Raw genomic sequence first — 11,933 nt, forward strand, 5'->3', positions numbered from 1 at the left:
GAGGCATCCGGCGTGAACGAGTAGGACCCGTCCGCCTTCACCTGGATGGTGCCCGCGCCGATGTCGATGGACTGCGAATAGCCCGTGCCAGGATCGAAGGTCAGCAGCGTGCCGTTGATATGCGTCACCGTCGCGCCATCGGCGCCGGCGACGAAGTCCAGTGTTCCGGTCAGCGCCGGGGCACCTTCCGCAATCGACTGCGAGGCTTCATCATGCGCCGTCGGCACGTCGTCGGATACCGTCACGTTGACCGTGCCGGTTGCCTGGGTGCCATCGGTATCGGTGGCGACTACGCCGACATGGCCCAGATTGACCAGGTCGTCGAGATTGATGCCGGGATGGGCATCGTAATTGTTGTTCARCGTCGCCGTCACCGTCGCCACGTTGTTGGCAACCGACAGATCCAGCGTCACCACCGTCACGGCGCCGTCCTTGCCCACGACCTGGGTRTCCGACACCCGGGTCCAGGTCAGGTTCGCGGTGTTCAGCCCGCTCAGGTCGGTGCCGAAGGCAATCGAGGCGATCGCATCCGAGCCCGGCGTGAAGGTGATCGAGTTCGAGGCGAAGTCCGGACCGGCCGGCGTCGAGCCGTCGCTCAGATTCTGGTCGTCAAGCGCCAGCGTGATCGGAGCACCCGCAGCCGGGCCCGCGCCGTCCGTGATTGTGAAGGCGATGTTGGCCGTCGAAGTGTCGAGGTCGCCATCGGTCACCGTATAGGTCGCGTTGACCGCCACCGGACCGGAGCTGTTGTCGACCGAGGCATCCGGCGTGAACGAGTAGGACCCGTCCGCCTTCACCTGGATGGTGCCCGCGCCGATGTCGATGGACTGCGAATAGCCCGTGCCAGGATCGAAGGTCAGCAGCGTGCCGTTGATATGCGTCACCGTCGCGCCATCGGCGCCGGCGACGAAGTCCAGTGTTCCGGTCAGCGCCGGGGCACCTTCCGCAATCGACTGCGAGGCTTCATCATGCGCCGTCGGCACGTCGTCGACGATCTGGACGGACAGCGTGCCCGGAAGGGAGACGTCTCCGTCGGTGTCGGTAACCGTCACCGTCATGTTGTCGAAGATGGAATCGATCCCTGCGTCGGGGTGAGTCGCGCTATGGACGAGCGTGTAGCTGTAGCTCACCTGGCCTGTGCTGGCGTCGTAGCCGTTGACGGTCAGCGTGTTGCCGAGCGGCGTCGTTATGTCGATCGGCGTCGATGCGCTGTTGGCAAGGGCAGCGCCCGAAATCACCTGGCCGGCGATGGTCAGCGAGCCGACACCGTCTGGCGAGGTGATGGTGAAGGTGCCGGTGTTGATCTCCGACTGGTCGGTTTTGGGCGAAGGATCTTGCGCCTCGCCCGAGCCTTCCGACCCCGAGCTTGCCGGCAGGCCCTTTTCATTGACGATGGTGTCGCCGCCACCGACGGAAGGCGTTAGGTCGATGATCGAGGGAGTGGAGTCCGGCCGCAGGCTTGGGAACAGCTCGCGATGATCCGGCTGGCCGAACGCCAGGTCTGTCGGGGGCAACAGTGCCGACAGGTCAAACCCGTCGCCGATGCCACCGGGGGGAACCGAAAAGTCTGCGCCCGCACTTGGGTTCGGACCGCCCGGACCGGCCGATATGGAACCATCGGCGCCGAAGGCGACATCGACATGGCTGGCTTCCAGCGCTGCCAGCAAGGCAACGCGCGGCACCTCGACGTCGCCAATGATGAAGGTCGGCACGTTGAGGGCGCCGTCCTTGATGACGATGACCGAGCCATCAGCCTGTTCGAGCACGAGGTTGTGGCCGTCGACCTTGATGTTGTCGATCGAGACGTTGGCCGGAAGCTTTACCACGTTGCTGGCGTCGGCCACATATTCGTGGGGCGCAGCTGTCGCCGGGGCCTTCGCCTCCGCAGGTGCATCTTGTTTGACGGGCGCGCCGCTGCCGACATCGACCGGTACGGGCTCGGCAGGCGCGGGCTGTGCGGCCTGCGCTACCTGGATAGCTGCGTGCGACGGCAAGCCGTCATGTTCATGGGGAGCAGAGTGCGCGTCCCAAGAATTCGAGACGGTATCCAACTCGTTACTGGTCGTCATAGCCAAACCCCTCCGGTATTTCCCGGATAGAGACAGTGGCCACTTCCTCTTTGCAACTATCCCGCAATCGTTTTCATATACTCCGATATGTGCGTTTCGGCATTTTTTACATGTGGTAAACTCGAAACATATAACCCAATATACAATGGCTGGGACGCGATCCGCTTGGCGCCTCTCAGTCGCGACTCGTTGGTAAACAGAAGTATAAAGTTAAATAAAATTTGATACAAAATAGACGTCGACAGTTTCCGGAAACTTGTCCACCTTCCTTTCCAGTAATTTGAGACAAGATTGGTAGCGTCCACAGTCAAAGGTGGGCGTTATGAAAAAAGAAAAATCTGCCCTGGGGACAACCGGGCTCAAACTGCTCCTGCTGGCAATGGGCATCGCAAGCCTGCCGCAGCCATCATCCGCGAGCGCCATTTCAGTGGATGTCGGCGCTGCCGCTGGGTTGCTGGCGAAGGTCGAAACCCCGCCCAGTCTCGGTGGCGTTTCGCTGGCCCGGCCGCAACCCTGGCAACCTGCTCCAGCCTACAGGATCGGCATGATTTTCGCCAGCTATGGTCCTGCTGCGGTCCATCAACAGGGTGGTCCTTCGACCGCGCAGGACGATGTCGCAATCGATCCCATCAAGACGGCGGCTATCATTCCGGGCGTGTTCGGTTCGGTTGCCTTGTCGATGCGCAATTTTCCGGTTTCGGCGCGCTGGGCGCCTGTCTACAAGGCAATCGTCGACTGTACCGCGGGCAGTGCGTGTGAGCGCAAGAGCAGCACCTTTGCCGGGATCGTCAAGGAGGCAAAAGACAAGCGATTCGTCGACAAACTGTCTTTCGTCAACGCAAGCATTAACCGCGCCATCGCCTACAAGAAGGACAGCGTGGTTTATGGCAAGCTCGACTACTGGGCCAAGCCCTCGGAAATCCTCGAGCGGCGGGCCGGCGACTGCGAGGATTTTGCCATCCTCAAAATGGCGGCGTTGCTGCATGCCGGCATTCCGGCGCAGAGCATGTCGCTGGTTGTTTTGCAGGATCGCAAGCGCGGTTTCTTTCATGCCGTGCTGTCGGTCAGTACCGGCAGCGGCGCGTTCATTCTCGACAGCCTGAGCAATGTGGTTTCGCGCGACAGCGACCTGCCGAGCTACGTGCCGCTCTATTCGTTCAGCACCGACCGCGCGTGGATCCACGGCGCCAGAACCGGCACGGCGCAAATGGCTGACATAAAGGGGGGCCTTTCGACAGTCGCGCCTGGCGAGGGTCTGCAGCAGTAGATCCGTCAGGGATTTCGGGCGTTTTAGCCGCCGAAGACGAATGCCATCAGCAACTCGGGCTCTATGACAGGCGCCCGCGCCGCACTCAACTGACCGCGGTACCGGCGTTCACCGACGCCGATCACAAACCCGGTGGCAACAGGCGCCTCGCCATTGGCGTCGAGCCGCGCAAATATGTCCGCGACATTGAGGTCCAGAGCTAGCTTCAGGTCGTGTCGCGCGTCATCGGTTGCGGCTATCGGCAGCTGACGCTTGACCAACTGCTGGAACGGCGCATTGAACGTCAGGATCTTCTTCGACGATGACAGGGCAAAGGCCGGTGAGGGGCAGGCGAGCAGAATGGCATTGATCGTCTTGATCGACGCCAGCCTTTGCAAGGTGAGGTTCTCATCGGCCAATCCACGCATGCAGGCCACCCGGATTGCCGATGTCAGGTTTCCGGTATTGGCATGACTCTCGGCGATTTCGTCGATCAGCATGCCGATCGTACACTTCCGACGTTCAGCCATCTGCTTTAGCGATGTCCAGAAAGCCCGCTCCAGGCGGATGCCGCGCCGCGTGCCGCCCCGCGCCACAACCCGGAACTCCAGTCCGAAATCCTCCGTCGCCAGCGGTGGCAGCAGCCGGTCGCGACCGGCAGGAGGGGAGACAGTGCTATCGCTCACTCATGGCCTCCTCTCGCGCCTTGTTGATCGGCTTCATTAGGTAGGTGAGGATCGTCTTGCGTCCAGTCTTGATATCGACCGAACAGATCATGCCGGGGATGATCGAATAGGTCTTGCCGTCGCGTGTCAGCGTCGATTTGTCGGTGGCGACGCGCACCTGATAGTAGGGTTCACCAGTCTTCTGGTCGACCAGGCTGTCGGCGGTGATGTTCGAGACCTTGCCTTCGATGCCGCCGAAGATCGAGAAGTCATAGGCGGTCACCTTGATCAGAGCGTCCTGGCCGGGCCGGATGAAGGCGACGTCTCGCGGTGAAACCCGTGCTTCGACAAGCAAGGTCTCGGAGGTCGGCACGATCCCCGCGACGACCGCGCCGGGCTGGACGAAGGCGCCGACCGTGTTGATGTCAAGCGTGTTGACGATGCCGTCGACGGGCGAGCGGATGTCGGTGCGCGCCACCTTGTCGGTGGCGCCGCGTATCGTCTCATCCACCACCGAAAGGTCGGCCAGCGCCTGCGTCAGATCGCTCAGCGCCTCCTGTTGCAGCTGCAGGCCGAGCTCGTCGACCTGAAGCTTGGCTTCCGTGATGGCCGACTTGGCTTTCTTGATGGTTTCGCCGGCGAGCGTCAGCTGCCCGTTGAGCTCGGTCTGCTCGCGCTCGACGCGGAGCTGCTCGGTTCGCGCCATCAGGCCCTTCTTGACCATCGCTTCGACCAGCTTCGCCTCCTGGTCGCTGACGGCCAGATTCTTGGTGAGGCGATCGGCATTGGCGTTGGCTTCGTCCAGTTCCTTCTCGCGCTGATCGAGGCGTGACTTGAGAACCGACAGCTTGACTTCGAAATTGTCGCGGCGCGCGATGAGCAGCTTCTGCTCGTTGTCGCAGATTTCCGGCGCCACCTTCTGGATCTCGGACGGACAGGGAAATGCGCCCTCGAGATTGCCGGTCTGTTCGAATTGGAGCCGTGCAATGCGCGTCTGCAGCGCCCGCGCCTTGGCCTGCTGCTCGCCAAGGCTGGAGGTGTTGAAGGTATTGTCGAGGCGGATGATGAGGTCGTTCTTCTTGACGACCTGCCCGATCTTCACGGCAATTTCCTGAACGACACCCGGCTCGCTGGCCTGGATGATCTGGGTCTTGGAGGCAGGTATGATCTTGCCGTCGCCGCGCGCGATCTCATCGACCTCGGCAAAGGACGCCCAGGCGACGGAACTCACAAAAAGCGCTCCGATGATGAATATCGACGCCGACGCAAAAAGCGGCGGTCGGTCTTCCCTGGTAAGCATTTCCTACGCCCCAACGTATTCAATGTACTCGATAAGTCTGTTCTGTCAGGCGCTTGTTTTCTGTAGCGCCTGTATCACTTGGTCTTTCGGTCCATCGGCAACGATCTTGCCCTGCTCGATGACAATCAAGCGGTCGGCCAGCTCAAGCATGCTGAAGCGGTGCGTCGAAACGATCAGCGTCGTGTTGCGATCGAAAGCCACTTTGAGCTGCTTGATCAGCTGGCGCTCTGAAGCCAGATCCATCGAGCCGGACGGCTCGTCGAGGAAGACGATTTTCGGTTTGGTCAGCAACAGGCGGGCAATCGCCATTGTCTGTCTCTGGCCGCCCGAGAGATTGGTGCCGCGCTCGCCGACATTCATGTCGTAGCCACGCGGGTGGCGGGAGACGAAATCGTCGACGCCGGCAGCCTTGGCCGCTTCGACGATCTGCTCATCGGTCGCCTCCGGACAGGCCATCAGGAGATTTTCCTTGATGGTGCCCGAAAACAGATCGTTGGCCTGCGCGACTATCCCGACGGCGGCGCGAACCTCCGATGGGTGATATTGGCGGATGTCGATCCCATCCAGCAGCAGCTCGCCGGAGGTCGGCAGGAAAAGCCGACCGATCAGCCGGCCCATGGTTGTCTTTCCGGAACCTATGCGGCCGATGATGCCAATCCGCTCACCTGGTTTCACCGAGAAATTCAGACCGGTCAGAACCTCGTTTTCGGAGCCCGGATAGACAAAACCGACATTCCTGAATGCCATCGCGCCGTTGCGGATGGGGCGATTGACGAACCCCACCGTGTCCGGTCGATCCTCCGGCTGGGCCATGATGGAGTTAACCATTCGCAAGGAGAGCATTGCCTGGCGAAGTCTGGACAAGGTGATCGCGATCTGCCCAAGCGGAGCCACCGCCCGGCCCGCCAGCATGACGGTACCGATGATGGCGCCGGTGGAGACATGCCCTTCCGAGAAGGCATAGGCGCCGGCCACGATCAGGGCGACGGTGACCATCTGCTGGATGGCTTGCGTTATGTTGCCGGCGGCAGCCGAAAGCTGCTTGATCTTCTCGGACGTGTTGGCCGCGTTCTTGGAATGCTCTCCCCATTTTCGCAGGAGATACGCCTCCGCCCGCAGCGACTTGATCGTCTCCAGCGTGGAGATGGATTCGACCAGCAGCGCCTGGCGTTGCGAAGCCTCATTCATGGAGGCGGCGACACGTTTGCCGATGCGCCGCTGCGTTATCAACCCAACGATCACGGAGGCGACAAAGGCAATGGCCGGTATGATGACCAGCCAGCCGCCTATCGCATAGATGACAAGAAGAAAGACGAAAACAAATGCGGTGTCGATGAACACGCTGATGGTGTTGGACGTGAAGAATTCGCGCACGAATTCGTATTGCGTCACCCGATTTGCGTATTCACCGGTTGAGCCGGGGCGTGCCGACAAGGACGAGTTCAGCACTTTCTCGAACAGCAGATAGGAGATGCGAAGATCGGCCTTGCGCCCGGCATAGTCGATCAGGGAGGCTCTGGCGGTCTTCAAAAGCAGGTCGAACAGAATGACCGCGCCGATCCCGATCGACAGCACCCAGAGCGTCGATATGGCCTTGTTGGGCAAGATCCTGTCGTAGACATTCATGGTGAAGATCGGCGAGGCAAGGGCCAACACATTGATGAAGACCGCCGACAGGATGACCTTCGAATAGGTGCGCCAGAACGGACCCATCGTTCCCGTCAGCCAATGTCGCCGCTCAATCTTCGCCGCCGAACCGACGTTCATCCCCTCGAGAGCATTGGCATAGGTTATCGAGAAGGAGACGCCGCCGCTTACATAGCTTCCGGCAAGCTCGGATTTGCTGATGGTTGTGCGACCGTCTTCCTGGGGAGCAGTCGTAAATCCGCCATCCTCGGTCTCGGCAAGCAGCGCAACCGGCAATTGGCTGACGCGAAACAGAATGGCGGGAAGGTCGATGCGTCCGCGAAGAAAATCGCGATGACTGAACTCGGTAATTTCGAGGCCGATGCGCTCGGCAAGATGCCGGATGGCATCGATCTCAATTCGCGTGTCCGACAGCGGCACACCGGCGAACAGCACGGTCTCCGCGCTCGGCCTGCCGAGATATCCGGCGACAGCCGAAAAGCAGGCCTTGAACGCCTCTTTGGGGGACAGGATTTTGGGTTGTGGGTTCACGATCTGCCCGCGGGACTATCGTTCGACCTTGGGCCCTCCTACTTCTTTTTTCTCACCGGGGCGAGGATATCGAAAGGCAGATCGTTTGTCTGCTTCGACGGCGTCCGCGCATAGGTCTCAGTGTCAGCCGTTTCCGGTGCTCCGAACTCGGTCCGTGCATAGGCGGTGGCTTGCTTTGCCGGTTCGAGGTTCATTGTCTTCAGCAACTGTCCGGTTGCCGCCAGCAGCCGATACTGAGCGAAAAGCGATGCGTAGGACGCGGTATCCGCCAGCGTCGCCGTGTTGAACCGAGTATTCTGCGCATCAAGCACGTCGAGCAGGGACCGTTGTCCGACCTTGAATTGTTCACGATAAGACGACACCAGCCTTTCGTTCGCGGCAGCTTGCTGCTTGAGCGTCTTTGCCAGGTCGGCTTGCCGGAAGCGGCGATCCCATGAAGTGCGGACGGCTTCCTCGATTTCCCTCAAGACCTGATGCAGGGCGAGACGCTGCTCGCTGGTGCGGCGGATCTGCTCCTGTTCGTTGGCCTTGTCGATGCCGCCACGGTAGAGGTTCCAGCGCAGCACGACCCGCGCCTGCAGGTCGCTGGTGTCGCCGTCGGCGCCATCGATGTCGGTTCCGGCCCGTGCAATACCTTCGGCGATGACGGAGGGTCCGAATTTCGCCCGTGCAGCATCCACAAGGGAGGCCGCCGCGTCGATGTCGCTGTTGGCCATGTGCACGCGCGGATTGCTTTCCCGCGCCAGGCCGATTGCTTCATCAAGCGACCTCGGCAGTGCGGCGGAGACATCGCCCGGCCTTGATGCGTTGGTCAGCGGCTTCCCGACGGTTTTGAAGAACCGTATCTTGGCCGCTTCCAGTTCCTCGGTCGCTTCCTGCATGCGTGCCTTGGCAGCAAACAGCCGTTCCTCGGCCTGTTGCCGGTCGGCCTCGTTCAGCGCCCCGCCTGCAATGCCTTGCTGGATGTCGCCGAGAATCGCCTGATGGAAGCCGAGGTTCTTCTTTGCCTCGGCGACGATCGAAGCCTGCAGCATGTATTCCAGATAGTCCTGGACAACCGAGAGCCCGATGAATTCGGAGCGCTCCAGCACCCGGAAGGACGCACCATCGACGCGCGACGCCTGACGGTTCAACTCGGCCCGCCTGGCTCCGCTGTCATAGAGCGTCTGCGAAACCGTGAGATCGGCTTCGGCCGGATAGAGCGCGTCATCCTCGATGGAGAGCGCCCGCCGGGACGGGTTGTCGAGACGGCGAGCGCCCGCGGATCCTTCGAGGTCGACGCTGGGAAGATACAGCCCTTTCGCCTGGCGCAACTCGAATTCGATTGCTTCGCGGTTTTCGATTGCCTGGCCAATCTCGGGATTGGACTCCACCGCAACGGCCATGGCCTCTTTGAGGGTGAGCGCATGAGCACTCCCGCAGCTCAATATGGCAACCGTCGTCAGCAGGCCAAGGCGCTTGCTTATGGCCGACAGAGCTGTCGTATTCATATTATTCCACCCCAACTTATTCCACCCCAACGGTTCCCCTGTGCCTTTTTCAGGCACCACAACCCAAGCGTGATTGTCCACAAATTCACGAAAGATGTCAGTGCTTATTGACTTTAGAGGCCACTAAAAAGGTGGATTCAAGCAATAAGGTTTCGGAATGTAGCAAAAATGGCACAGAACCAATACCCGCTGAGCTGTCAGGCAAAAGCCATCAGAGTTCGAACATGGCAAACGAAGACATTCGCGAAGAGGGCTATAAGCGAGTCTCCCCAAATAGCCTGACTATTTCTGGGTGTATATTCTCTGCGAGCGCGACCGGCAGCACCTTGGTGGCGGCTGCAGGTGAGCTTTAGGCTGTTGCCAGACGCCTCGAAGCCGGAACGCACACTGTGGTTGAGCGGTGCCGACCGGGTACCGGTGTTTCAACAGTCTGCGACACTCGAAACTGGCGGAGAGAGCGGGATTCGAACCCGCGTTACGGTCTCCCGTAAACACACTTTCCAGGCGTGCGCCTTCAACCACTCGGCCACCTCTCCGTCTTAGCATTTCGCATCGGCCGGTTTCGCCGCGCGGGTTGGGGAAATGCATCACCCCTTGGGAATTCCGGCCGGAAACTCCGCACCGTGGGCGCCGYCAACCAGCGAACACCCTTTCCCCGCCCCTGAGCCGTCAAAGCAACAGGTGCGGGGCTCATCTAGTCGATCCGGCGTCGAATGCCAAGTCATAACGGGCATTCTATTCGCCGTGCCGGGATTGGCGTCTTTTGCCACGCCGCGCCCCGACGCCTGTCGTGGCGGCGGCAACCGAATAATGTGCACAGGCAGGGCCGTAGAGCCTGCCATGCTTGACTTCGTCGCTGACCGCCTGTCGAGTAGCCGTGAGGCTTTGCGGGGGCATCGTCCGACCATGACATCGACCAATCAACAGCCAGTCGGGCAGCAGCCAACCGGGCGGCCGGACAGTGGGCTTTCCTATATTCCGCCGGCATGGCTGGTCTTCGTCATGGCTTGGTCGGCCTACAGCCTGATTTCCGCATGGCGCCTGACCACCACCGACTACGACCTGCCGGACAGCGTCTTCTATCTCGTCTATGGCGGCCTTGCGGCCAGCATCGTCACCATCCTGTGGGGGCTTTATTTGCTCGGCCTCGCCTTTAACCGCTCGGCGCGGTTCCCACGCCATTTCACCATCTGGCAGGTCGCCACCATCCTGTGGCTCGCGGCAAGGCAGGCCTATATGCTGGTCGTGCCCGATTTCGTTTTCTCTGGCCACGGGCTGGCCGTCACCGCGGCTGAAATCGCCATCGGGTTGCTCTGCATCTATCTGTTGCGACGCGGCGCAGGCGCCGAGACGGCTTATGCCAATCCCGAAAGCGAAAGCCCGCCGGTGCTGGTCTCGATCATCGCCGCCTTGCTTGGCATCATCCTCGGTGCGGCTCTTGGCGCCGGCGCCGGCTTTGCCGCCGGCGCGCTGATTGCCGAAACCACCGACATGAGCTGCTTCGAGGGCGCCTGCGGCTACTTTGCCCTGTTCATCGGGCTGGCCGGCCTGGTTGTCGGGGCGATCGCCGGCGGACTGTTTGCCGTCTGGTGGGTGCACTGGCGAAAGCGGAAGCCGGCAACATAGGTCCAGGCTTCAAATTCGCGTGTCACGATTGCGAACAAAGCGGGCACGCACTATGTCTCGGTTCGCAACACAACCAGAAAAAGTCTAGGGCAATTCCAGGAAAAGTGTGAAACGGCTTTCCCTAGGGAATTGCGTTAAAACAATGAGATACGGCGCCGGAAAAATCCGGGGAGGGTCTGGATGTTTCGCTTCATCTTTCGTCTCGCGGCAATGATATCGCTTTCGGTTTCCGTCATCATGGCGGTGTTGGATGCGACGCGGTCGGTGGCGGCTTCCGCCCTGGTGATGACGCCGCTCAACACGAGCTGGCTTGCCGTCTCGCCGGACACGCGCGGCGCCTTCGAGAGCTTTGTCCGCGACAAGGTCAATCCGATGTTGTGGGACGGCGCCGTCGCCTGGGTGCTCAACCAGCCCGGCTTTGCGGTGTTCGCGGTCGCTGCCTTCCTCCTCTATGCGATCGGCTACAGGCGGCAGCGGCGGAGCGGACAGTTCGCCCCTAACTGATGATCTGTTGTCGGTGCGTTTCCGGCGTCCCCAAGCTCAGAGAAAGGGAGACTGCGCATGTTTTTTCTCAGCGATATGCTGAACAAGAAGCTCAATCTGCCGAAGCCCTCCGAGGCGCTGCCGGGCCGTGCTAGGGCGCTCGCGACGGCCTCCAGGCACTTTGTCTCGAAGCGGCCGCTCAAGGGACCCTATCCCGAGGGGCTGGAGACGGCGATGTTCGGGCTCGGCTGCTTCTGGGGCGCCGAGCGCCTGTTCTGGCAGCGCGAAGGCGTCTGGGTCACTGCCGTCGGCTTTGCCGGTGGCGTCACCCCCAATCCGACCTACCAGGAAACCTGCACCGGCCTCACCGGCCATGCCGAAGTGGTGCTCGTCGTCTACGACCCTAGGATCGTCTCCTACAGCGACCTGTTGAAGCTGTTCTGGGAAAGCCACGACCCGACGCAAGGCATGCGTCAGGGCAACGATGTCGGTACCACCTATCGCTCGGTGATCTACACGTTTGGTGACGCGCAACACCAGGCGGCGATCGTGTCACGCGACGCTTACGAAAGCTCCTTGCGTGGTGCGGGCCGCGGCAAGATCACCACCGAGATCGCGGCGGCGCCCGAATTCTATTTCGCCGAGCAAGACCACCAGCAATATCTGGCGAAGAACCCTTACGGTTATTGCAACCTCAAGGGCACCGGCATTGCTTGCGCCATTCCGGCTGCCGCCTCGGCTTAAGGCCTTTGGCGAAAGGAATTGGTTGTGGCGCCGCGTCCCGGCGCCACGCTTTTCCAAAAGGTCAAAATTCCGCGTGAATTTTGTTTCGGGCCGTGCCAGATTGGCCCTGAGCGGGAGGGGAATACACTCCTG

The 11,933-nt window shown here is 61.0% G+C and carries 9 protein-coding genes and 1 tRNA gene; 4 read left to right on the forward strand and 6 right to left on the reverse strand.

Going from position 1 to position 11,933, the window contains the following annotated elements:
* The coding region (locus tag AC1DXN_RS03025) for a hypothetical protein (RefSeq protein ID WP_477421455.1) at positions 1–2,069 on the reverse strand (2,069 nt) is incomplete at its 3' end.
* A 322-nt stretch (positions 2,070–2,391) separates the two neighbouring features.
* On the opposite strand from AC1DXN_RS03025, the gene AC1DXN_RS03030 reads away from it, so the two are divergent.
* The gene (locus AC1DXN_RS03030; RefSeq protein ID WP_477273374.1) at positions 2,392–3,336 is read left to right on the forward strand and encodes a transglutaminase-like cysteine peptidase; all 945 of its coding nucleotides are present in this window, start codon (positions 2,392–2,394) and stop codon (positions 3,334–3,336) included.
* Positions 3,337–3,359: 23 nt separating this feature from the next.
* Here AC1DXN_RS03030 and AC1DXN_RS03035 read toward each other — a convergent pair whose 3' ends face one another.
* The 5 genes from AC1DXN_RS03035 to AC1DXN_RS03055 all read right to left on the reverse strand — a co-directional run bounded on the left by AC1DXN_RS03035 (position 3,360) and on the right by AC1DXN_RS03055 (position 9,484).
* The gene (locus AC1DXN_RS03035) at positions 3,360–4,001 is read right to left on the reverse strand and encodes a ribbon-helix-helix domain-containing protein (RefSeq protein ID WP_477248589.1); all 642 of its coding nucleotides are present in this window, start codon (positions 3,999–4,001) and stop codon (positions 3,360–3,362) included.
* On the reverse strand, positions 3,991–5,280 hold the full coding sequence (locus tag AC1DXN_RS03040; RefSeq protein WP_477248588.1) for an HlyD family type I secretion periplasmic adaptor subunit: 1,290 nt from the start codon (positions 5,278–5,280) through the stop codon (positions 3,991–3,993). Before AC1DXN_RS03040 ends, AC1DXN_RS03035 begins: the two co-directional genes overlap by 11 nt.
* Positions 5,281–5,325: 45 nt before the next feature.
* Positions 5,326–7,458, reverse strand: coding sequence for a type I secretion system permease/ATPase (locus tag AC1DXN_RS03045; RefSeq protein ID WP_477273372.1), 2,133 nt, complete (start codon positions 7,456–7,458; stop codon positions 5,326–5,328).
* Positions 7,459–7,496: 38 nt separating this feature from the next.
* Positions 7,497–8,948, reverse strand: a complete 1,452-nt coding sequence (locus AC1DXN_RS03050) for a TolC family protein (RefSeq protein WP_477273370.1) — start codon at positions 8,946–8,948, stop codon at positions 7,497–7,499.
* A gap of 446 nt (positions 8,949–9,394) precedes the next feature.
* Positions 9,395–9,484 (reverse strand) — tRNA-Ser (locus AC1DXN_RS03055).
* 370 nt (positions 9,485–9,854) lie between these two features.
* Here AC1DXN_RS03055 and AC1DXN_RS03060 point away from each other — a divergent pair.
* From AC1DXN_RS03060 to msrA, 3 genes are all read left to right on the forward strand, one after another.
* The gene (locus AC1DXN_RS03060) at positions 9,855–10,574 is read left to right on the forward strand and encodes a hypothetical protein (protein WP_477273369.1); all 720 of its coding nucleotides are present in this window, start codon (positions 9,855–9,857) and stop codon (positions 10,572–10,574) included.
* Positions 10,575–10,754: 180 nt separating this feature from the next.
* Positions 10,755–11,078, forward strand: coding sequence for a hypothetical protein (locus tag AC1DXN_RS03065; RefSeq protein ID WP_477273367.1), 324 nt, complete (start codon positions 10,755–10,757; stop codon positions 11,076–11,078).
* 57 nt (positions 11,079–11,135) lie between these two features.
* Entirely contained in the window at positions 11,136–11,801 is a 666-nt protein-coding gene (msrA, locus tag AC1DXN_RS03070; RefSeq protein WP_477273365.1) for a peptide-methionine (S)-S-oxide reductase MsrA, read from the forward strand.
* Positions 11,802–11,933 lie beyond the last annotated feature (132 nt).

Source organism: Mesorhizobium sp. P2_H9 (assembly GCF_056403215.1).